Origin of the sequence: Liquorilactobacillus satsumensis DSM 16230 = JCM 12392 (assembly GCF_001435195.1) — a bacterium.
In the GTDB taxonomy this organism is placed as follows: Bacteria; Bacillota; Bacilli; order Lactobacillales; family Lactobacillaceae; genus Liquorilactobacillus; species Liquorilactobacillus satsumensis.
In genome coordinates this window covers 1-23,141 of sequence record NZ_AZFQ01000049.1, presented here as the reverse complement: position 1 = coordinate 23,141, position 23,141 = coordinate 1, and the positions used below count along the sequence as shown (strand labels likewise).

Annotated in this window: 16 protein-coding genes; 15 read left to right on the top strand and 1 reads right to left on the bottom strand. The window is 41.8% G+C overall.

Annotated features, from left to right (window positions below; all coding sequences use genetic code 11):
• Positions 1-29: 29 nt before the first annotated feature.
• From FD50_RS07940 to addA, 9 genes are all read left to right on the top strand, one after another.
• Complete coding sequence (locus FD50_RS07940) at positions 30-854, top strand: homoserine O-acetyltransferase/O-succinyltransferase family protein (RefSeq protein ID WP_082610485.1); 825 nt, start codon at positions 30-32, stop codon at positions 852-854.
• A gap of 190 nt (positions 855-1,044) precedes the next feature.
• The gene (locus tag FD50_RS07935; protein WP_056961057.1) at positions 1,045-2,421 is read left to right on the top strand and encodes a hemolysin family protein; all 1,377 of its coding nucleotides are present in this window, start codon (positions 1,045-1,047) and stop codon (positions 2,419-2,421) included.
• Positions 2,422-2,516: 95 nt separating this feature from the next.
• The gene (gene proB / locus FD50_RS07930) at positions 2,517-3,314 is read left to right on the top strand and encodes a glutamate 5-kinase (protein ID WP_056961056.1); all 798 of its coding nucleotides are present in this window, start codon (positions 2,517-2,519) and stop codon (positions 3,312-3,314) included.
• A gap of 21 nt (positions 3,315-3,335) precedes the next feature.
• Positions 3,336-4,583, top strand: coding sequence for a glutamate-5-semialdehyde dehydrogenase (locus FD50_RS07925; protein ID WP_056961055.1), 1,248 nt, complete (start codon positions 3,336-3,338; stop codon positions 4,581-4,583).
• A gap of 89 nt (positions 4,584-4,672) precedes the next feature.
• The gene (locus FD50_RS07920) at positions 4,673-5,644 is read left to right on the top strand and encodes a ribose-phosphate diphosphokinase (RefSeq protein WP_056961054.1); all 972 of its coding nucleotides are present in this window, start codon (positions 4,673-4,675) and stop codon (positions 5,642-5,644) included.
• 471 nt (positions 5,645-6,115) lie between these two features.
• On the top strand, positions 6,116-6,778 hold the full coding sequence (locus FD50_RS07915) for a carbonic anhydrase family protein (protein ID WP_056961053.1): 663 nt from the start codon (positions 6,116-6,118) through the stop codon (positions 6,776-6,778).
• A gap of 46 nt (positions 6,779-6,824) precedes the next feature.
• Entirely contained in the window at positions 6,825-8,141 is a 1,317-nt protein-coding gene (locus FD50_RS07910) for a C1 family peptidase (RefSeq protein ID WP_056961052.1), read from the top strand.
• Between the two features lie 65 nt (positions 8,142-8,206).
• Positions 8,207-11,788: a PD-(D/E)XK nuclease family protein gene (locus FD50_RS07905; protein ID WP_056961051.1), complete on the top strand. Its 3,582-nt coding sequence runs from the start codon at positions 8,207-8,209 to the stop codon at positions 11,786-11,788.
• On the top strand, positions 11,775-15,503 hold the full coding sequence (gene addA, locus FD50_RS07900) for a helicase-exonuclease AddAB subunit AddA (RefSeq protein WP_056961050.1): 3,729 nt from the start codon (positions 11,775-11,777) through the stop codon (positions 15,501-15,503). The genes FD50_RS07905 and addA overlap by 14 nt, the downstream gene beginning before the upstream one ends.
• Here addA and FD50_RS07895 read toward each other — a convergent pair.
• On the bottom strand, positions 15,500-16,330 hold the full coding sequence (locus FD50_RS07895) for an alpha/beta hydrolase (RefSeq protein WP_056961049.1): 831 nt from the start codon (positions 16,328-16,330) through the stop codon (positions 15,500-15,502). The two genes, addA and FD50_RS07895, sit on opposite strands and share 4 nt — an antisense overlap.
• Positions 16,331-16,447: 117 nt before the next feature.
• Between FD50_RS07895 and FD50_RS07890 the strand changes: the two genes are divergently transcribed.
• The 6 genes from FD50_RS07890 (at position 16,448) to FD50_RS07865 (ending at position 22,988) form a co-directional block, all read left to right on the top strand.
• Positions 16,448-16,861: a helix-turn-helix domain-containing protein gene (locus FD50_RS07890; RefSeq protein ID WP_056961048.1), complete on the top strand. Its 414-nt coding sequence runs from the start codon at positions 16,448-16,450 to the stop codon at positions 16,859-16,861.
• A gap of 87 nt (positions 16,862-16,948) precedes the next feature.
• Positions 16,949-17,671, top strand: coding sequence for a TerC family protein (locus FD50_RS07885; protein WP_056961047.1), 723 nt, complete (start codon positions 16,949-16,951; stop codon positions 17,669-17,671).
• 19 nt (positions 17,672-17,690) lie between these two features.
• Positions 17,691-18,518: a Cof-type HAD-IIB family hydrolase gene (locus FD50_RS07880; protein ID WP_056961046.1), complete on the top strand. Its 828-nt coding sequence runs from the start codon at positions 17,691-17,693 to the stop codon at positions 18,516-18,518.
• Between the two features lie 73 nt (positions 18,519-18,591).
• Positions 18,592-19,581, top strand: coding sequence for an aldo/keto reductase (locus tag FD50_RS07875; protein ID WP_056961045.1), 990 nt, complete (start codon positions 18,592-18,594; stop codon positions 19,579-19,581).
• 203 nt (positions 19,582-19,784) lie between these two features.
• Positions 19,785-22,337 carry a GH25 family lysozyme gene (locus FD50_RS07870; RefSeq protein ID WP_056961044.1) on the top strand — a complete coding sequence of 851 codons (2,553 nt, stop codon included), beginning with the start codon at positions 19,785-19,787 and terminating at the stop codon, positions 22,335-22,337.
• A 159-nt stretch (positions 22,338-22,496) separates the two neighbouring features.
• Positions 22,497-22,988: a QueT transporter family protein gene (locus FD50_RS07865; RefSeq protein ID WP_054756978.1), complete on the top strand. Its 492-nt coding sequence runs from the start codon at positions 22,497-22,499 to the stop codon at positions 22,986-22,988.
• Positions 22,989-23,141 lie beyond the last annotated feature (153 nt).

Sequence of the window (23,141 nt, the reverse complement as noted above, 5' to 3'; positions counted from 1 at the left end):
CAAAATTAGAAAATGTGAGGAGAAGAACGGTGGAACGTGGATTATTGAAGATTGGGATTTTAAACATCATGCATGACAAGGAAGATACTAAAAGACGTTTTGAACGTGTTTTAGGGGCCGCTGGACAAGCAGTCCAAATTACCTATTTTTATCCGGTTATGCATTACCAAAATAGGAGTGTTCCTGCATTTTTATTGCAGACTGCTGAGCCGCTTTCACGCAAGCGTGTTGCCATGATGGATGCTTTTATTATTACTGGAGCACCGCTTGAAAAGTTGGCGTTTGAGGATGTAACGTATTGGCCAGAATTAAAGCGGCTTTTTTCCTTTTTGGAAGGTGCAGCAATCCCGCAGCTCTATGTTTGCTGGGGTGCAATGGCGGCTGCAAATTATTTTTATGGAGTGGGAAAACAGCAATTGCCACAAAAGATCTTTGGAATTTACAAGCATCAAATTTTACAGCCTACTCCTGCACTGCATGGCTTAACAACTGGGTTTAAGGCTCCGCATGCGCGTTATGCAGAGCTCAACCAAGCAGAGATTAGCGCTGTTCCGGCACTTCAAATTGATGCATTGACGACGGATCAAAAGCTTTTTTTGGTAGAGGCACGCGAAAAGCCACAACTTTTTTTGTTTGCACATCTTGAATATGGTAAAGATGCTTTAACAAAAGAATACCAGCGAGAAGTGCAGGCATACCCAGAAAAAGTTACCTCTTTGGCTAAACCGGAGAACTACTATGCAGATCCTGAAAAAATGCAAGATGAACGGTTTTCTTGGAAACAAACCCAGACAGTCTTCTTTGCAAATTGGCTAAAGTTAGTGGAAAAAGGCAAGTATAGAGTAGGGTATTGAAAAATTGAGCGTTGTTATCAAAATAGGAGACTGCGTCAGAACACGCGTTTTGGCACAGTCTTTGTTGTTTTTGCAAACTGTTTTACCAATGCGGCAGTTAAAGGACAACAATTGATGGTTAGTACGTTCACAGTACTTAAAAAATGATATTATAATGGTAAGAAGTAAGAATTGAAATGGGGAATGGATTTTGACAAGTGGCCAGTTGGCAATTAACTTGCTCATCATGGTGGTTGTTTTTTATTTTGCAGCTTTTTTCGTTGCTACAGAATTTGCGCTCGTTCAAACTAGAAAAAGTGCATTGGAAAGTGCGCTTGAGGCAGGCAAGGGCAACCGACGGAAGTTACAAACAGCATTGAAAATGGTTCAAAATTTAAATGAATACTTATCGACCACCCAAGTTGGTGTGACTTTAGCAGGAATTATTTTAGGGTGGATTGGTGAAGGAACGATCGAAATTCTAATCGTTGATGCACTACGAATTGCACCCATCAGCGAGACTGGTCTACACGCAATTGGGGCCATTCTCGGGGTGATGTTGCTCACATATTTAGAAGTCGTGCTAACGGAAATTGTGCCTAAAAACCTAAGTATTGATATGCCGATGAAAATGATGATGTTGGTCGTGACGCCGCTGCATTATTTTCATATTCTGTTTTATCCTTTTGTTTGGCTGTTAAACGTTTCTGCCGCAGCGATTATTCATTTATTTGGATTGCGGCCTGCAAGTGAAAGTAACGATGTACTAACCCAAGCTGAGATTCTCCGGCTTTCACGAAATGCTGTGACAGGTGGTATGCTTGATAAAAACGATCTGCTTTACATGCAAAGGGCGTTTGATTTTAACGATAAAATTGCCAAAGACATTATGGTGGATCGGACTAGTCTGGAAGTTGTAGATATTACTGATTCTGTTAAGACTGTGATTAACTACTACTTGCGTCAAGGCTTTAGTCGTTTCCCAGTCGTGGCGAATAATGATAAGGATAAAATATTGGGTTATGTCTATATTTATGACTTGATTAGACAAGCTCAAGTTGACGATCGAATTTTGGTCAGCAAGCTTTTACGTACAATTATAACAGTACCGGAAGTTACTCCAATTCAAGGACTATTACAGCAGATGATTCAAAAACAAACTCCGATTGTCGTGGTCTTGGATGAATATGGCGGAACCAGCGGAATTGTGACGGATAAAGATATTTACGAAGAACTTTTTGGAGTTGTTAAAGATGAAATCGACAATGTCTCAAGTGAATATATTTTAAAAAATGCGGATGGTTCGTACAAGATTTCAGGGAAGACAACCTTGTATGATTTCGAGCGCTTTTTTAGAACTAAAAACAAGAATTTTGATGAATCCGAAAGTGTTACAATCGCGGGGTATCTATTAGAAAATTATAAAGTTAAACGCGATGATGTGATTACGATTGGGCAGTTTGACTTGAAGGTAGTCGACCTTAACCATAATTATATTGACTGGCTTGAAGTTAGACGGCATGCTGCCAGTCCGGATGAACAAAATGCACCACAAGATAAACCTGCAGAAATTAACGGACAGAAGTAAATTGTTCTGCTTATTTAAATAGACAATTAGGCAGGACTGCTATATTATTATTGCAATATAGCTTTGGATATTTTAAAGGAGAAGTGACTGGGTAGATGCAGCAAATGGATGCAAAACGAATTGTCATTAAGGTGGGCACGAGTACCCTGACACATGACAATGGAAAATTGAATTTACAAGCAATTGATCAGCTTTGCTACACGTTAAGCGGTCTCGTGAACGAAGGCAAGGAGATTGTGTTAGTTTCGTCAGGGGCAATTGGCGTGGGATTAGGACTGTTACGCTTGCACGAACGACCTGCGTCTATTCCAGAACAACAAGCAGTTGCTTCGGTGGGACAGACACAGCTAATGACGGTTTATCAGCAGCGCTTTTCAGTCTATGGTCAAAAGATTGGACAGATTCTTTTAACGCATGATGTAGTTGATTATCCAATCAGTCGGCAAAATGTGCTGAATACTTTTGAAAATCTGTTGCGGTTAAATATTATTCCGATTGTTAATGAAAACGATGCGGTCGCAGTTGACGAACTGGATCATCATACAAGGTTTGGTGATAATGATCAGTTGTCTGCGATTGTAGCGCGTGCAATTGATGCTGATTTGCTGATTATGCTTTCAGATATTGATGGCTTTTATGATAAGAATCCGCGTAAGTGCGATGATGCGGTCTTGATTGAGCGGGTAACGGAAATTAGCGAGGAAACCTTCAAGCGGGCAGGTGGTCGCGGAACAAAGTTGGGGACTGGCGGAATGATTACCAAGTTAAAAGCTGCCGAGATCATGTTAAAGGCTAAAAAGGCAATGTTACTTGCGAATGGTGAAAATCCATCAATTATTTTTAAATTGCTTGATGGAACCGCTCTTGGAACTTTATTTAAGGGAACAGAATAAACAGACAAGGAGGCAACAGAAATGACCTATGATTTGACAATGCTGGGTAAGCAAGCGCAACAAGCAGCATTTCAATTAGCGCAATTGGAGACTAAGAAAAAAAATGCGCTTTTGGTAGCAATGGCTGCAAGTCTGCGCAAGCATGCTGCTGAAATTATTGCTGAAAATAAAGTTGATTTAAAGCAAGCGGCTGGTTTAGCACAGGCCTTTGTGGATCGCTTGACGCTTACAGAAGAGAGAATTGAACAGATGGCACAAGGGTTGGAGAAAGTTGCGCAGCTTCCAGACCCGCTAGGCAATCTCGCTGGTGGTTGGGTGAATGCTGCCGGGTTACAAATTGCACAACAGCGTGTTCCGCTGGGAGTGATTGGAATTATTTATGAAGCACGTCCCAACGTCACGGTGGATGCGGCTGCTTTGTGTTTTAAGTCTGGCAATGCAGTTATTTTACGCGGAGGCAAGGAAGCATTCCGCACTAATCTTAAGTTGGTGGAAATCTTACAGGCGGTCTTGCAGCAAGCACAGGTTGACGTTGCGGCGGTGCAGGTAGTTAAAGATACATCGCATGAAGATGCGCAGCAATTAATGCAGCTTACTGAATATTTGGATGTACTGATTCCACGTGGCAGCGCCCGCTTGATTCAGGCGGTTGTTAAAAATGCAAAGGTTCCAGTAATTGAAACTGGTGCAGGCAATTGTCACCTTTATGTTGATAAGACCGCTGATTTAGAAATGGCGGAAAAAATTATTATTAACGCTAAATGTCAACGTCCTTCGGTTTGCAATGCCGCTGAGAAGTTGTTAATTCATCAAGATGTTGCTGCCGCATATCTGCCAGAGATTGCCAAGCTTTTATGGGAACAACACGTTGAATTGCGTGGTGATAAAGAGGTCCAAGCAATTCTGGGAGCAAAGGTTAAACCGGCGACTGAACAGGATTGGTATACGGAGTACAATGATTATATTCTGGGGATCAAAGTAGTGCCTTCTTTTGCCGAAGCCGTTGCACATATTAATAAATATGGCACTAAACATTCAGAAGCAATTATTACAAATGACTATGAAAGAAGCCAGCAGTTTTTGGCACAGGTTGATGCGGCAGCAGTTTATGTGAATGCTTCAACTCGTTTCACCGACGGTTTTGAATTTGGTTTCGGCGCCGAGATTGGAATTTCGACGCAAAAACTCCATGCACGTGGTCCGATGGGTCTGCAAGCACTTACTACGACGAAGTATACAATTCGTGGAAATGGGCAGATTAGAAAATAAGCTGATTTTGCATTTTGTAGCGTGCAAACGATAGAATTATCGGCTATTTTTTATTATAATGGTTAAAAAGACAATAATTGGAGGCAGTCATGGGCGAAAAAAATGGGCAGGGCAGGCTGAAGTTGTTTGCGCTGAATTCAAATAGGAAATTAGCAGACAAGATTGCACGGGAATTAAATGTTGAATTGTGTGCAGCGTCAGTCAAACATTTCAGTGATGGTGAGATTCAGATTAGTATTAATGAAAGTGTTCGCGGGGCGGATGTTTTTATCATTCAATCAGTTTCTGATCCGGTGAATGAGAATTTTATGGAATTGATGATCATGATCGATGCCCTGCGGCGCTCAAGTGCAGGTACTATTAATGTAGTGTTGCCATACTATGGTTATGCACGTGCTGATCGTAAAGCCCGTGCCCGTGAACCAATTACTGCTAAATTGATCGCTAATTTTATTCAGCTGGCAGGTGCTGATCGAGTTATTACAATGGATCTGCATGCAGGACAGCTTCAGGGCTTTTTCAATATTCCTGTTGACCATTTGCTGGCGATCTTTGTGCAAGCACGTTACTTTATTGAAAAGGGAATTACTAATGACGTAGTAATTGTTGCCCCCGATCATAATGGGGTTAAGGCAGCCCGTAATTTAGCAACCTTGCTGAAGGCTCCAATTGCAATCGTTGATAAACGCGATGCTAAGCGTGCAGCAGCTAACGAAAAGATGACGGTGATTGGTGATGTTGCTGATCGCCGCTGCATTGTCTTTGATGACTTGATTGATACTGGTGGCAAGATGGCGGATGCAGCCGCAGCATTAAAGGCTGCAGGAGCACGGGAAGTATATGCATGTGCTACTCACCCCATCTTCTCAAATGATGCGGTCGCAGAACTGCAAAATTCTGCTTACACAGAGGTGGTTGTAACTGATACGATTGAAATTCCAGCGGAAAAACAATTTGCAAAATTGCATGTTCTTTCTGTTTCACGGACTTTTGCCAAGGCGATCAGTTTAATCTACAACAACAAGTCTGTAGACTCATTATTCAATAAAAACAAACTTTAATTTTAGAAACCAGAACTCGGAACTTTAGAGTTTCGATGGTTCGAGCAAAGACAGCGACTGTATTCCCTTCTGGGAAAAGTCGCTATTTTTTGTAATGTCCGGCTTGCAAAATGTTTTATGCTAGAGAGCGGTAACTCTGATTAAGCTTAAAATTTGCACGCTGACAAGATTCTAATTCTTGCTGCCTTATTTCCTTTTCAACGCTAGGCCTTTTTGCTACCTTGAAGTATTTCAATTAACTTATACTGGAGCTTAGAGTGTGACATACGCTGATCAAATTTGAGTACTAATGTGAAATTACTCAACGGGAATCTTTTGTGCTGAGTAATGTTAAGTTAGACGAAAAGCTTTGGCTGATGGAACACGTTTATCCGCAGTTTTTAATGAAGGATCTGAGCAAAATTTACTTTTTTCTCAGTCCTGTGCGAATAAGTTAATAGGAATATTTTAAGCAGAAGGGAAAGAGAATTTATGTTAGATTATAAAGAGCAAGACAATTGGCCAGATCATCTTTCACAGTGGCAATCACCACTTGAATTATCTGCACTGCAGGCAACAAAACGACAACAAACAGCGCAGGTTATCAATTTTTCCACAGATTATAAATTTAAAACGGTGGTTGGCAAGGGAAATAATTTGCAATATAACGGAGTGGGACAAACCATGATTGCGGGTCGAACATTTGAGTTTCAGCAACTCCATTTTCATTTCCCGGCTGAGCACCTTGTAAATGGCAAGACTGCTTCTATGGAGTTGCATTTCGTGCAACAAAACGCAATTGGCCAGTTGTCAGTCTTGGCTTTTTTAGTTGAAACGGGAACTTTTAATGAACAGCTTGCCCCATTTTATCAGCATTTTACTTTAAATGAAAATGAGGAAACGGTCTTTGCGGAGCGCTTAAATATGCGTGCATTAACCGCCGGAAGGACACAAAAGGTTTATCGTTATCTGGGTTCTTTAACTACACCGCCGTTGCTTCGCGGAGTTGAATGGTGGGTTTTCGAAGAACCACTGACAGTTTCGCCAACACAGCTGGAGACCTTGCGGACAGATTTTGCCAGTGATAATGCGCGTAGAGTGCAAAAGGTTAATGAACGTCCAATCGTGCGTTATCAGATACAGCCGGAGCGCTAAGATTATATTTTGCATTAATTAATTCAAAGAAGAAAGAGGTTTTTAAATGAAAAAAGATATTACGCAAGCCAACTTAGAGAGGTTTCGAACAGCATTAAAGGGGCGCAAGGTTAATGCAGTGGTAGCCCGTGCAGTTCAGCAAAACGGGGTGAACGCTGCAAGTGAAAATATTGCTGCTAAGCAGGATTTGACGCGTGTTTTCTCAATTGAACTACCCACTGGTAAAGTTACTAATCAAAAGAAAAGCGGCCGTTGCTGGCTTTTTTCAACCTTAAACACATTGCGGCATCAATTTGCTGAGCAATATCAGATTAAGGATTTCCAATTTTCACAAAATTATAATTCCTTCTACGATCGGTTAGAAAAAGCTAATCATTTTTATGAAGAGGTGCTGGCAACTGCGGCCCAACCGCTAGCTTCGCGGATTGTGCAACATTTATTTGCCGGACCTGATGATGATGGCGGACAGTGGGCAAATGCGGCGGCTTTAATTGAGAAGTATGGTGTGGTTCCTCAAGACGTGATGCCTGAAACGTATAATAGCGAAAAAACAGCTGAAATCAGTGACGTCCTGAGCCTCAAGTTACGTAAAGACGGGTTGAAACTACGGGAGTTGGTTAATGCGCAAGCTGCGCAGCAGGAAATTGTGGCTGCAAAAGAACAATTTTTGGAAGAGGTTTACCGGATGTTGGTCTATGCCTTCGGTGAACCGCCCACTGTTTTTGATTTTGAATATCGCGACGATGAGCACAAGTATCACCTTGATCAAGCTTTAACTCCACAGCGCTTTTTTGCAAAATACGTTGCATGGGACTTCAATGATTATGTTTGTTTAACAAATGCTCCAGATCATGAATTGGGGCAGGTTTACAGTTTGCCAAGTCAAGATTACATTTTTAACGGACAAAAGATCGCGTTTGTTAATACTGAACTCGCAGTGTTGAAAGAAGCTGCGATCGCTCAGCTTAAAGCTGGACAGTCTGTCTGGTTTGGAAATGATGTGACCAAGGATCTTGAACGGACTCAAGGAATTCTGGCACCTGCTTTCCATGAACGTTCAGCCTTGTTTGATGTTGGACTTCAACTGACCAAAGCGCAGCGTTTGCAGACCGGTGAAGCGCACGTTTCACATGCAATGACACTTGTCGGAGTTGATGTTATCGCGGGGCACCCAACTAAATGGAAGGTTGAAAATAGCTGGGGTGAAAAAATTGGTGATCAGGGATATTTTGTAATGAGTGCTCAGTGGTTTGACGATTATGTCTATGAAGTCATTGTTAATCAAAAATACCTCAAAGACGCACAGCGCCGGTTACTGCAACAAAAGAAAATTGAGCTTGCACCATGGGATTCGTTGGCTTAAAGCTGGTTTTTAAAAAATAGCCATGTTCTAAGCCAAAGTTTAAATGAAACGGGGGGCTTTGGTAGATGAGTTTAGGTTTTATTTTAGGGAAAGCATCGCTCAATCATCAAAAAGAGTTGTTCACACAGTTAGTTGCTTTAAGAAAAAAGGATCCACAAGGGAAATTCTACTTTTTGGTGCCTAATCATATCAAATTTGCTTCCGAGGTCAAGGTGTTGCGACAACTTCAGGCTTTGCAAAAAGAGCAAACAACATTGTTTGCTGAAAATGCTGTCCAAGTTTTCTCGTTTTCACGTTTGGCTTGGTACTTTCTTAAAGAGACTCCTTTTTATCAAACTCCGCGGATTTCGGAAGCTGGCTTGAATATGATTATTCAAGATATTCTCCAACGCCACCAGCATGAATTGACCATCTTTAAAAGCGAACAGGCTCAGCTAGGCTTTGTAAGTCAATTAAGAACACAACTAGAAGAGTTCCAAAGAGGGTGTATCACCGGAGAAGATGTTGCCCAATTTGCGTTTGAGTCGCAAACTAAAGCAGAACTGCAAGCCAAGCTCCACGACCTTGCTTTAATATATGCAGACTATACACAACAGACTATGGGAAAATACTTAGATAATGCAGCTATCTTGGAAGAACTAGCACGGACCTTGGGTGAGATGGACTTGCAGCACAGTTACTTCTTTATTTATGGCTTTACGCAATTTACTGCGAGCGAGTTGCGGTTGGTGACGACTTTGACCAAAAAAGCAGGAGCGGTTTTGGTCTCACTTGTACTCGATCGTCCCTATGTAGAACAACCCCCTGCGCCCTATGAGTTATTTCGGCGCTCTGGGTTACTGTATTTTAAATTAGTACAGTTTGCTCACAAGGAAAAGATTCCGTTGTTAACGGATAAGTTTGCGGGCACAAGGAGAATTGAGAATGCTACCCTGCGTGAACTGGAAGACTACTGGATTGATTCGAGTCGGATGACTCCCAGAAAAGAGAAGAAAGAAACTGTCACAACTGGTCTGCATTTTTGTGCGGCTACTGATCGCTATCATGAGGTTGCTGCAGTTGCCACACGTTTGCGCCAAATGGTTGCCTTTAAGGGGTATCACTATCACGATTTTGTAGTGATAACGCGCCATTTAGATTTGTATCAGGATGTAATTGGTCCAGTTTTCAAACAGTTTGAGATCCCATTTTTTATTGATCTTCAAAAACAGATGCGCGATCATCCGCTGGTAGAATTTATTAGTGCCTTATTTGCGGTACAACGGCGTTATTATCGCTATGATGATATGATGCGGTTGTTAAAAACTGAATTATTATTGCCGCAAGAAGACGGTAAGGAACTTTCAATCAACAATTTTCGTGATTATCTTGATGTAACTGAGAATTTGATTTTAAAATTTGGTTATGAAGGCAAACGCTGGTTGCAAGCAGATGATTGGGAGTACTATCGGTTCTCTACCGCTGATACTGGAATTCGGACAGAATTTGAAGAAGAACAGACTAAAAAAGTAAATTGCATTCGCCATTTTATTAAGAAAATTTTACCGCCGTTTTTTAAAAAAATGGCAGCAGCTGAAACAGGACGCCAAGGAGCTGCTATTTTGTGCAATTTCCTAGTGGAAAACGGGATAGTGAAGCGGCTTTATGAGTGGCGTGACCAGGAACTGGCAGCCGGTAATCTGACAGAAGCAGCCCGTCCAGAAGAGACCTGGAATACTTTTTGCCAGCTTTTGGATGAGTATGTAGTGACTTTGGGAGACCGCAAATTTGAGATTGAACTTTTCAGTGAATTGCTTCAAAGCGGTTTTGAAGGTGCTGAATATCGGCAAGTTCCTTCGACCTTGGATCAGGTAATTGTTTCTGAAACAGGAATGGTTCAAATGAATGATCGGAAGGTGACCTTTCTGATTGGAGCGACCGATACGGTTATGCCGGACCGAGTTAGTGCAACTACAGTTCTATCTGATGATGAACGGCTTTTTCTAGCACCGGTACTTGCAGCAGACCAATTTTTAAATGAGGAAGCTGAACAGCAATTAGCAGCCGAACCTTTTTTGGCATATCTGGCGTTTATGAGCAGTTCCGATGTGCTTTTTATTTCTTATCCGCTTAGTAGCGATGGTAGTGGTGCATTAAAACCATCACCCTATCTTGAAAGATTGCGGCAGTATTTTGCATTATCCTATGAACACTTAGGAGCACCGCCGCAGCTCAGCGAACAAGACAGTGCAATCTTAAAGCAATACGTTGGAACTAAACGGACAACGCTCTCTTATCTATTGGATATTAGCCGCCAAGCCAAAGAAGAGCAGCAGCTTCTTCCGGCTTTTTGGCAGAAATTATATCAATTTTTAAGTACAGACACACAGAGTGCACTGTTGACCAAAAAATTGTTTGCCAGCTTGGATTATCGCAATGTTCCCGAAAAATTGCGGCCAGAGACGGTTGAATTGTTATATGGAAAGACGATTAACACCTCAATTTCGAAGTTGGAAGAATTTTATGCCAATGAGTATGCATATTTCTTAAAGTATGGATTAAAGCTGCAAGAACGTGATGTTTTTGAGTTGTCACCGGCCAATACAGGCGAATTTTTTCACTTAGCACTCGATTCGCTAGTTAAAGCAGTAAATCAAAAGAAGCTTGATCTAGCAGAACTTTCGGCAACAGAATTGAACACACAGCTTAAAGGAATTGTAGAACAGATGTTAAAGTTGCCGCAATTTCAGATTCTTAATAGTTCAAAGCGCATGCAGTATTTAAGCCGCCAATTAGAAAAGACAGTGCGTCAGATTAGTTGGGCGCTGCGCCAACAAAGTACGCGTAGTCAAATGAGGCCACAGCAAACTGAAGTTTTATTTGGACACGTGGGTTCTGAAGAGGGTTTAAGGGCGTTGCAATTTGACTTACCGCATGCACGGAAAGTCAACGTGCGTGGGAAGATAGACCGAATTGATCAAATCAAGACAAAAGACGGCTTATATTTGGGAATCGTTGATTACAAGTCGAGTACACATAAATTTGATTTTCGGGATGCGTTCTATGGGGTTTCGCTGCAGATGTTGACCTACCTCGATGCTTTATTGAAAAATCTTGATTTAATTGCAGCTGATCAGAATGTTAAACCCGCAGGTGCACTTTATATGCATCTGTATAATCCTAAATTGCAAATGAAGCAGTTGCTTAAACAATCGCAAGCAGATGCTTGGCTAAAAGCGAATAAGTATGATGGGTTACTTGTAGCACAGCCGGAACTTTTGGAGCAATTAGACCAAGACTTGGATGGGGATAACAGCGGTCATTCTAAAATATATCCATTCAAGAAAAACAAGCAGGGGGCCTTTAACTCCAGTAGCAGCCAGCGACATCAGTTGGTAACAATGGATGAGCTGCTGCTTTTGTTGCAGCATAATGAAACCTTGATTCAGCATGCAGCTGCACGGATTTTTGCCGGGGAAAATGCACTCAATCCTGTTCAATGGCCTGACAAACGGACAGCACTGCAATATTCGCCTTTTAAATCAATTTTTCAATTCGATGCAATGTTACCGGAAAATAATTATCGGCTGCTCCCAACAGCAACACCTCAGGAAATTCTAAGGGCATTGAAGGCAGAAAGAGAGGGACGAACAAATGGCAAAGATTAATTTTACTCCTGCACAAAAAAGCGCTATTCAGGAAAAGGGTGCGAACATTCTTGTCTCAGCTTCAGCGGGTTCAGGTAAAACACGGGTGCTGGTGGAGCGGGTCTTGCATCATCTTCAAACCGGGATTGAGATTGATCGGATGCTGATTGTAACGTTTACGGATGCTGCAGCGGTTGAGATGCGTGAGCGCATTCAAGGAGCACTTCAAAAAGAGATTGCCACTGCTTCAAGTGCAAAGAAACAGTGGTTTGTCACACAACTGACAAAACTGAACACAGCTAATATTAGTACGTTGCATGCTTTTTGTCTGCACTTGATTCAGAGTTACTATTATCTAATTGGGCTTGATCCTGTTTTTCGTTTGCTAAGTGATGAAACAGAACGTGAGTTATTGCGTGAGGATGTTTGGGACACAGTTCGTGAGGAATTCTATAGCCAAAATGATCCTGTCTTCGAACAGCTAACGCAGAACTTTTCCAATGACCGTAGTGATGAAGGGCTGACTGCATTGGTTTTTCGCACCTTTGATTTTTCCAATGCCAAAGCGGCTCCGTCTAAATGGCTGAAACAATTAGCGGTTGATTATCAGACTGAAGGAGCACTAACAACTGGAGAGCTGTATCAAAAAAAGCTGCTGCCGGTGTTCAAAGAACAATTGGAACAGGCCGTAGCAGAGCTGCAAACTGCTCAGGAAATTGTCACACAAGCGGCTTTGCCAAAATTCACGGAAATTTTAGAAGCAGATCAAAAACAGCTGGGACAGTTACAGTCTCAATTAACAACGAGTTCGTGGAATACATTACGCGCTGCTTTCCAAGGGTTTACTTTTAAGCGGGCACCCGTTCTAAGAAAGCTAGAGCCAGTTCAAAAAGCCGCTAAAGATGAAGTGTTGGCGCAGCGTCAACATGCTAAAAATATCGTTAGTGAACTTAGCGAGCGTTACTTTTTATTAGAAGAAGAACAGCTTAAGGCAATCTTGCTCGATTCTAAAAAATTGATTGCTAAACTAGGTCAGGTAGTGCACACATTTGCGCGCGCCTTTGCAGCTGAAAAGAAGCAGCGACATTTGTTGGATTTCAATGATCTTGAGCATCTGGCACTAAAGATTTTACAGACTAATACACAAGAAGCACGCCAAGTACGTGCAGATTTACAGCAAAAATTCTCAGAAATCCTAGTTGATGAATACCAAGATACTAATCAGCTGCAAGAGACCTTGCTGCAGTTGTTAACTAAGTCGGATAAAGGAAATCTGTTCATGGTGGGCGATGTTAAACAGTCAATTTATGGCTTCCGGTTGGCAGATCCAGCGCTCTTTTTGCAAAAATATCATGCGTATGCTCATGATGATAGTCAGGGAAAACGAATTGTGCTGGCAGAAAATTTCCGTTCAGTCAAAGATGTAACAGCATTTACTAACCTGATTTTTATGCAGTTGATGGACAAACAGGTCGGTGGGTTGGATTACGATCAGAATGCACAATTACGCTATGGGGCAACCTATTACCCTGAACTCAATACGACCACGCAGATCTTACTGTACGAATCAGGAACTCAGGAGAAGACGACGACCCACGAGCTAGAGCCGTTTGACGAGCATTTTGTGGCCGAGAGTGCCGCGGCTGGGCAAATAAGGCTGACAGCACAGCAGATTAAACAGCTGTTAGCACAAAAAAGAACAATCTATGATCGGCAACAGGGTCAGGAACGATTGATGCAATATAGCGATATTGTGCTCCTAGTACCAACGCGTAATAATAACTTATTAATTATGAGTGAATTTCAGCAGGCTGGAATTCCGATTGATGTTAAGGATGCACAAAATTATTTTCAAACAACTGAAATTCAAATCATGCTTTCCTTCTTAAAGATCATTGATAATCCATATCAAGATATCCCATTAGTAAGTGTTTTACGCTCGCCAATCGTTGGTTTGAAAGAAAATGCGTTAGCCTACCTGCGAATTAACGAAAAAACCGGTGATTATTATCAGGCAGTTAAACATTTTTGGCTTAATTTTGATCCGCAAAAAGAAGGTCCCTTTGGGCATGCAGTTTATGAAAAAATTAGCCGTTTTTTGGAGATGCTGACAGAGTTAAGAAAGCTTGCACACCAGAATCAACTGGCTGATTTGATTTGGAAAATCTACGATGACACAGGATTTTTGGATTATGTAGGCGGCATGCCTGGGGGCGCGCAACGACAGGCAAATTTGCATGCACTTTATGAACGGGCGAGTGCATATGAAAAGATGAGTTTTAGGGGACTTTTTCAATTTATTCGCTTTATTGATAAACTGCAAAAAAGAGAAAAGGACCTTGCAGCAGCAAATTCGAAAGTTACACAAAATGCGGTGCAAGTGATGACAATTCATGGCAGTAAGGGGCTTGAATTCCCAGTTGTTTTTTTACTTGATACAACGCACCAATTCAACGAACGGGCTTTGCGTGAAGATTACCTGCTTGATGATACTGAGGGGATTGGCATTACGTGGCTTTCTCCCACAGAACGCGTTAAGGTGGAAACTTTGCCCAAACTGGTAATCAACGAACGACAGCAAAGAAAGAATGCAGCTGAACAGATGCGGTTGCTATATGTGGCTTTGACGCGCGCTGAACAGCAGCTTTACCTTGTGGGAGCATATCAAAGCCGGGATGAAGCACTTTCAAAGTGGCAAAAAGCTTTTCAGAGTAGTACTGTGACTTTGAATAGCAGTTTACGTCAAGGTGCAAAGAGTTTTATGGATTGGATTGGGATGTGTTTGATTCGCCGCCAGCAGAGCCTAGAGCAGTTTAGTCTTACCCAAAAAGCAGTCCCGGCTTTAGAAAAGAATACAGCCCGCTTTAAAATTAGCTTTGTTGCGGCAGATGAGCTGCAATCGACTAGTCAAGCAGCTGACCATGATTGGTTTAAAAAATTAGCCCAAAAACAGGAACCGGTCCTTTCTGCACAAGCAAATGCGACCTTTGAAAAGGCTAAGCAGCTGTTAGAGTATAATTATCCCCAGCTCGAATTGACCAGAACAACCGCCTACCAATCTGTTTCTGATATTAAACAGCTGTTTGGTGATCCAGATGAAGACCAGTTGCAGCACTTGGACGATTTTGGGGCGTTGCAGACACCTACACGTGGTCACAGAATTGTCCAACGTGAGTTTGCACTTCCTGAATTCATGGAGCAAAAAGAGACTGTAACGAGTGCCCAGGTAGGGACAGCGACCCATGAACTCTTGCGCCGGGTCGCGCTTGAACATGCTCCGACTGCAGCAGAGCTGAAAAAGCTACTTAGACAACTGGTCACGCAAGGAAATATTACCAAAAGCGTTGCACAGAAAGTAAATTTGCAAAATGTCCAGCATTTCTTTACTACAACATTAGGGCAACTGCTTTTGCAACCGCAGACGGTAGTAAAGCGAGAAGTCCCGTTTGCAGCCCTAATTTCAGCAGAACAATTATTTCCAGTAACGGCTACCAAAGATGCTATTTTACTGCATGGGATTATTGATGGCTATGCGCGTACACCCACGGAAATTGTGGTTTTTGACTATAAGACTGACTTCTTGCAAGCAGGTGATGAAACCAAAAAAGCAGCCCTTGTGAAACGCTATCGCGGCCAGCTCAATCTCTATGCCCTTGCGCTTGAAAGCATCTTGGGTCAAAAGGTTACTAAACGTTATCTTTATCTGCTGGCAACTGGTGAGACAGTTGCGCTTTAGTCTTGTTCTTTTGCGGCTGGGAGTACTTGGGCAAGCCATTGGAGTGATAATTCGAACCAAGTGGCAACATGCGGATCAATATCAGCAGCGCCTTTTTGCGGTCTGGCAGTCAATTCATTTGCTAAGACTGTTCCATGAAGACCGGATGAGAAGGTATGCGCTTCAAAAGAAATTTTATTTTTGGCAAGTGCTGCAACATAGTTAAGCGTATTAGAAGGTGCTACGGCTGCATCAGTTTGTGAATTCCAGATGAAGGTTGGCGGGGTGGCTTGATTGACTAATTTTTGGGTGTTAATTAGTTCAGGAGTTTGAGTGATTTTTTTAACTTCTGCAAAATCTTTTGGCCAGCCACTCGTAAGGTCAGTGACAGGATAAGCGAGCAACTGTGCATTGGGTCGAATTGCTTCGTTGTCTAGTTGTGTTTCTTCAGCAAGTTTAACAGTTGCCCAGGTTCCGGCAAGTGCGGAAACAAGATGGCCCCCGGCAGACAGCCCCAGCATTGCAATTGCATGCGGTTGCTGCTTGAATTTAGCAGCATTTTTGCGTAAATAGGCGATTGTGGCGGCGAGTTCATAAAGCGGCTGCGGATAAAGCGGGGTATAGTCTGCGAGTAATGAATAGTGGAGCGCGAAAACATTGAAACCGCGCGCATAGTATGCCAGTGCGCCTGCGACTGTTTCACGTTCAGAGAGCTGTGTGAAACTCCCACCTGCACAAATAATTAATCCAGGAAAAGTCTGTCCCGCGTAAAGCTGCGGGCGCAAATAAGCGGTCACAGTTGCCACAGTATTATTATTTAGTGGAATTTTAAGTTCTTTAATTGTCATAAAATTATCGATCCTTCTTTTTTCCATCATTATAACATGTTGTTTCTTTGGTGTGAAAAGTCAAACAGAGTATGATAATTGATATAAGATATTAATGTAAGTAAAGGGGGAACCTAAATGTTTCCAGAACAATTAAAAGCATTACGGACTGGCCGCGGGTTAACACTTGCGGAGTTAGCCGCAAAGTTGAACACGATGGACGATAAAATAAGTCAGCGGCCTAATACTGGACCACAGATCGGTAGTTGGGAGCGTGGAATTAATACACCCTCGTATTTAGATGTTTATCGGTTAGCTCGTTTTTTTGGTGTCTCACTTGATTTTATGGTGGGGCGAAATTCGCAAGTTCTTGATTTATCGGATGTTTTTGCACTTAATAATCAGCTTGTGCTTGAAGGGCATTTGCTATCTGGGAAGGAACGCGCTGCAATTTATGGATTGATCAAAGGATATTTGCAAGGAAAATATCCCCAAAAGCAGCCAGCCGCAGCTGCGGATACGGATGAAGATGTTACTTTGCCGTTAAACTGAAAATTCATAAATAAAGCTGTTCCACCACGAAATTTTGTATGCTAAAATTTAAGTGTTAACTAACTGATTTAGAGGGGAGATACTTTTTTGGGTATCATTTCAAAACTATACGGGCCTTTTTTTGACGTTCACAATTGGGCAACGGTGATCGAATCTGGCAGTGACTGGATCGTTATCTTGTCCTTGGCACTAATCGAATGTCTGCTTTCCGTGGATAATGCAATTGTTCTGGCAGCTCAAACCAAAGCGTTGCCAAATAAAAAGGAGCAGGAAAAATCTCTTTTTTATGGTCTTTGGGGAGCATATGTTTTTCGGTTTTTAATTATCGGAATTGGCACGTATTTAATCAACTTCTGGGAGATTAAAGTTTTAGGAGCAGGGTATCTCCTGTATTTGGCGGTGATGCATTTCTATCACATGGCATATCCAGCAGCTGCCAAAAAGAAGGTTCGGCGCAAGCGGATTTTACCTTTATTTTGGTCAGTAGTTATCTCGATTGAGTTAATGGATATTGTTTTTTCAATCGATTCAGTGCTAGCTTCACTGGCGATCTCTAACAACCCGGTCATTGTTTTAATTGGAGGCATGATTGGAATTTTGTGTATGCGTGGAATTGCCGAAATCATTATCAGGTTAATGGAGATTATTCCTGAATTGGAAGTTATGGCATATGCGTTGATTGCATTGATTGCATTTAAACTTTTCTTGTCGATTCCAATGATTGGAATTGAGATTCCGGCACCCTTGTTTGCAGGTGTGGTTTTTCTAGCAATTTTAGTAACTTTTATTGTTAATCGGCTTAGACATTAGAGAAGAATGGCGGTAAGAAATGTATAAAATGATAGTGTGCGACATGGACGAGACTTTATTGACCGACAGTAAGCAGATTACTGCAGAAAATACAGCAGCAATTAAGGCGGCGGTTGAACAAGGGGTTTATTTTGTCCCCAATACAGGACGTAACTTTCTGACAGTTCAGGATAATTTGCAACAGCTTGGCTTGTATCAGAAAAAGGATGCGTACGTCATTTCTTTTAATGGCGGTGCGGTTGTAGAAAATTATCAAAATCGCATTTTGCTGGTCAATGAGATGCCTTTTGCTCAAGTAGAGGCTTTATTCAAGTTAGGGGTACAGGCACAGTACTGTGTTCATGTTTACACCTTGGACAAGCTCTATATTTGGAATATGCAACAAGATGAAATCGATTACTTGGCAGGTAGAATTAACGGTTGGATCGATCTGGATAAACCGGATATTTCGCAATTGAGAGGACAAAGGCTGGTAAAGATTCTTTTCAGTGTTCCTACGCGAGCAGAAAGAAAAAAAGTCGAGCAGGTTGTGCATGAACAATTTTCATTCCCGCTGAACGTTACTTTTTCTTCGGACCGTTATATAGAATTTAACCCTGTGACTGCTGATAAGGGTAAGGCAAGCTTGGCATTGGGGACACGCCTAGGCATTAAACCTGCAGAAATTATTGCAATCGGAGATAATAGCAATGACCTTGCAATGATTCAGCAAGCAGGGTTAGGTGTGTCAGTGCAAAACGGACGCCAGTTTGTTAAAGATGTGGCTGATTATATTGCCAAACGCGACAATAATCATAGTGCAGTGGCTGAAGTGATTGAAAAATTTGTTTTAAAACATACTAGCTAAGCATTTCAAGTAGTGAAGGGGTATCAAGTAGCCAAATGGTTTGAATTGAAAATTGCAGAAAGGGAATGAGTGTATGTATTTAGCTAATGAGAAAAGATATTCCAATTTGCCAGTACGTCGCGTAGGAAATACTGGATTAGTCTTACCAGTTGTTTCGTTAGGGTTATGGCATCATTTTGACAGTAGCAGTCCTTACTATGAGCGCAAGAACTTAATTTTACAGGCGTTTGACAGGGGCATCTTTAGCTTTGATTGCGCTGATCGTTATGGTTCACCTGAAGTGGGGTCAGCTGAGTCCTTATTGGGTAACTTGCTGCGAGCTGAATTGAAACCCTATCGTGATGAATTGGTGATTACTACCAAAGTAGGGTTTCGGACAGGTCCCGGACCCTTTGGGGAATTTCTCTCACGTAAATCAATTCTACAGTCAGTCGAACATAGCCTGCAACGTTTGGGAACAGATTATGTCGATATTTACTATGCACATCGTTTTGATCCGCAGACTGATCTTTTCGAATCGCTACAGGCACTTGACCAGGTTGTCCGTGAAGGCAAGGCGCTCTATATTGGAATTTCGAATTTTGATAGTGCCCAAACTAAACGTGCAGTTGAGATCTTTAAAGACTTAGGGACTCCTTTTACCGTGAACCAGGTTTCTTATAATATGTTAAATCAGAGTGTTGAAAAGGATGGCTTGTTAGCGACCTTGAAAGAGGCAAAAAAAGGCTTAGTTGCGTATGGTCCTTTGGCTGAAGGACTTTTAAGTGCACGCTATTTGAAGAGAATTCCTGAAGACTTCAAGATTCATCGTACGAGTCAAGCAGTATTTGATAACGGAACTGCTGCAGTCGAACAGAAGCTGCACGCTTTGAATAAGATTGCAAGTGCACGGGGGCAGAACTTGTCCCAATTGGCGCTGGCATGGTTGTTGCGCAATGAGGTTGTAGCGAGTGTGATTATTGGGACAACAAGTCTTAAACATCTAGAGGATGATTTAGGCGCTGTTAAGAATTTAGCATTTTCGAAAGCGGAATTACAGCAATTAACAGAAATTTTGCAGTAATTCTAAAAAAAATAGTGTAATCTTGATAAAAAAATTAAAAAGCGCTTAAATATTATACTGATTTTTGTTAAAATTACGTCGGGGGAATCCAACTCGGCGTTTTTTTAGTCTTAAAAAACAGAAAAAAATTCCGATAGTTATTATAGGGTATTCTTTCAAGCTAGAGGGAAAGTTCAAAAATTACAGGGTAGGGGAGAAGAGAATTGAAAGTTAAACAGATGAAGCGCTTACTGCGGGAACAAAAGGCACGTAAAAGTAAGAAAAGCTATGTTGTTTCGGGGGTAACTGCATTAGCACTTACTTCAGGTGCATTGTTCGCCCAACCAGTGCAAGCAGATCAAACAGCACCGGCTGCGACCGTCACACAAAGTTCAAACAGCAGCAGCTCAACTGCCGAAGCGACAACAAGTGCGCAAGCAGACCAAAGCAGCGCAAGTAATAGCACAAGCAGCAGTAGTAGCAGTACCGCTGACACGAGTGCTGCTTCCAAGACAACAGCAACTGGAACAACAGCGACAACGAGTGCGGTTAAAGTTGAAGCTCAAACTCAAAGTGAAACGACTGCTGCAGATGTAACGCAAAAAACCAGCGCTAGCTCGAGTTCAGCAACAGCTGTCCAAGATAATACACCTGCAGTCTCCAGTTCAGCTGAAAAAACGCCTGCAGCTGTTAAAAGCGAAGTGGCAGCTTCTTCGTCAACTGAACAGACTGCTGCTCAGAAAACGCCTGCTAATACTGTAACAAATAAAAGTACTTCAACTGAGACTAGTGACACAACCAGTAAGGATCAGGCAGCGACGTCCGCTAAACTAAAAGTTTTAGCTGCTGATAATGAGATTGATAGTTGGAATATTGGAGATTCCAGTCGTCCACGAGTAGATGCGGTTGATGTTTCATCGTGGCAAAGTGAAATGTCTCAAGCCAACTTTAATACACTGAAAGAAAAAGGTGTCACAACAGTAATTGTTAAGTTGACTGAGGGCAATGACTACACTAACCCCTATGCAATTAAACAGATTAAAGCAGCTGTGAATGCAGGGTTGAATGTCGATGTCTATCATTTTGCACGTTTTTCTTCTACAGCTCAGGCGGTGGCCGAAGCCGATTATTTAAAGAGTGTTTTGACGGCCAACAACTTTTCAGATTTAACGTTGATTATTGCAGATATGGAAAAAGACACCACTAAGTACGCAGGTGTAGGGACATCATTGCAGTCATTTTGGAATATTTTAAGCAAGGCTGGCTATACTAATCATGGTGTTTACGCGAGTCTTGAATATCCTGAATTAAGTGAAGTTTCAGAGACAGTCGGTAAAGACCATACCTGGATTGCACAGTATGTATATCATCCTGAGGCAAGTGATTTGAGGAACACGTCTTATGGTGCGTGGCAAGATAGCTCACAGACTAAGCTTGCGGGCTATAATGGTTATCTAGATGCGACTATTTCATATAGCGGATTTTTAAATAACAGCGCCGGTGCGGCGATTCTTTCAGGCAACCAGGTCAAGTTGAGCGGCCAAAAGGAAGTTAATGGGCATTGGTACTATTACGATGAGACTACCGGGAAAGCTGCAACAGGATATAAGTGGATTGCGGCGCAAAATAAGGTCGTTTATTACGATAGCCAAGGAAGAATGGTTTATGGCCAGCAGCTGATTAATGGCAAGTGGACCTACTTTGATCCTACAACTGGTGCGCAGGCCAAGAACTCATTTGTAACTATTGCGGCTCAAAATAAGGTTGTCTATTATGACAGTCAAGGGAACATGGAATACGGTCAGCAAAAGATTAACAATCAATGGTATTATTTTGATCCCAGCAATGGTGCAATGAAAACGGGGATCCAATTTATTCCAGCACAAAAGAAAACCGTTTACTACAGCGCAAACGGTCAAATGCAATACGGTCAGCAACGCATCAATGGAAAATGGTACTACTTTGATACTTATGATGGTGCCATGCAGACTGGTTTCCAGTACATTGCAGCACAAAAAAAGACGGTTTACTATAACTCAGATGGTCAAATGCAGTATGGTCAGCAACGCATCAACGGTAAGTGGTACTACTTTGACACTTACGATGGTGCCATGCAGACTGGCTTCCAAAAGATTCCGGAGCAAAACAAGACAGTCTATTACAATGACAATGGTCAAATGCAGTATGGCCAGCAAAAAATTAACGGCAAGTGGTATTATTTCGATACTTATAATGGTGCCATGCAGACGGGATGGCAATACCTCGCGGCGCAAAATAAGTTAGTTTATTATGCAAGCAATGGTCAGATGCAATATGGGCAACAAAAAATTAACGGTCATTGGTATTATTTTGATACCTATACTGGGTCACAAAAGTTCGGTCTGCAATACTTACCAGATCAACAAAAAATAGTTTATTACGGTAATGGTGGTCAGATGCAGTATGGGCAGCAACTGATTAATGGACACTGGTATAACTTTGATACTTACAATGGCGCCATGCAGACGGGTTTCCAGCAGATTCCAGCACAGCAAAAGACCGTTTATTATAATTCAAATGGTCAGATGCAATATGGGCAACAAAAAATTAACGGGCACTGGTATTACTTTAACACCTATAATGGTGCTATGCAGACGGGCTTCTTTTACATTGCTGATCAACATAAAACAGTTTATTACAATGAAAATGGTCAGATGCAGTATGGTCAACTGAAGCTCCAAGGCGTAACTTATACGTTTGATGCATTTAATGGAGCACTTTTGAGTAAAAGTAATTAGCATTAAGCTCAATTGAACCAAAGTTAAAATGCGGTGTAGTGTGGATTGCTTTCCAAGTGTGTCGCACTTCTTTCTAGGATCTGATATAATCAAATGCGATGTGTAATGGTGGTTCGCGAAAATCCCACCATAATAAAAAACTAGAAAGAGGTCTTCAACTTGGAGAATACTCATCAAAAAACAGCCGGTTTGGTTAAGTCCGGATTGGTTGCGGCACTTTATGTTGTTTTAACAGTTGCTTTTTCTTCTTGGAGCTATGGTCCGATTCAGCTGCGGTTATCGGAGATGCTGAACAACCTAGCCGTTTTTAACAAACGCTATATTTGGGCACTGACAATTGGATGTGTGATTGCTAATCTGTGGTCAAGCCTAGGCGCAATGGACGTAATTTTTGGTTCTTTGGGAACTTTAATGATGACAGGTATTAGTTATCTGCTTAGTCGGTATGTAAACTCCCGTATTGGAAGATTAGCAATTAGCGTATTAGTTTGTGCTTTTTCTTCTTGGAGTGTTGCACTTGAGCTTTATTTCATCAGTAAAGCACCATTTTGGGCTACGTATTTGACTGTTGGAATTGGAGAGTTTATTTCAGTACTTGCCGGTGCGTTAATTATTTGGGCCATTAGTAAGAGAATTGATCTTGAAAAATAGGCATGTAAACAAAATTTTCCTGTGAAATAATTGAGAAAGAACAATTAGGGGCTGTGACAAAAGTTAAATTTTGTCACAGCCCCTCTTTTATTCCGGGTAAACGTGTTCCATAAGTCAAAATGTTCCGTCTAACTTCGAATTACTCATAGCAAA

Excerpts from the sequence above, each read along its gene's own strand:
- FD50_RS07905 (WP_056961051.1), top strand. The coding sequence starts at position 8,207 with ATGAGTTTAGGTTTTATTTTAGGGAAAGCATCGCTCAATCATCAAAAA.
- FD50_RS07875 (WP_056961045.1), top strand. The coding sequence starts at position 18,592 with ATGTATTTAGCTAATGAGAAAAGATATTCCAATTTGCCAGTACGTCGC.
- FD50_RS07915 (WP_056961053.1), top strand. The coding sequence starts at position 6,116 with ATGTTAGATTATAAAGAGCAAGACAATTGGCCAGATCATCTTTCACAG.
- FD50_RS07920 (WP_056961054.1), top strand. The coding sequence starts at position 4,673 with ATGGGCGAAAAAAATGGGCAGGGCAGGCTGAAGTTGTTTGCGCTGAAT.
- proB (WP_056961056.1), top strand. The coding sequence starts at position 2,517 with ATGCAGCAAATGGATGCAAAACGAATTGTCATTAAGGTGGGCACGAGT.
- FD50_RS07890 (WP_056961048.1), top strand. The coding sequence starts at position 16,448 with ATGTTTCCAGAACAATTAAAAGCATTACGGACTGGCCGCGGGTTAACA.
- FD50_RS07895 (WP_056961049.1), bottom strand. The coding sequence starts at position 16,330 with ATGACAATTAAAGAACTTAAAATTCCACTAAATAATAATACTGTGGCA.
- FD50_RS07910 (WP_056961052.1), top strand. The coding sequence starts at position 6,825 with ATGAAAAAAGATATTACGCAAGCCAACTTAGAGAGGTTTCGAACAGCA.
- FD50_RS07925 (WP_056961055.1), top strand. The coding sequence starts at position 3,336 with ATGACCTATGATTTGACAATGCTGGGTAAGCAAGCGCAACAAGCAGCA.
- addA (WP_056961050.1), top strand. The coding sequence starts at position 11,775 with ATGGCAAAGATTAATTTTACTCCTGCACAAAAAAGCGCTATTCAGGAA.
- FD50_RS07880 (WP_056961046.1), top strand. The coding sequence starts at position 17,691 with ATGTATAAAATGATAGTGTGCGACATGGACGAGACTTTATTGACCGAC.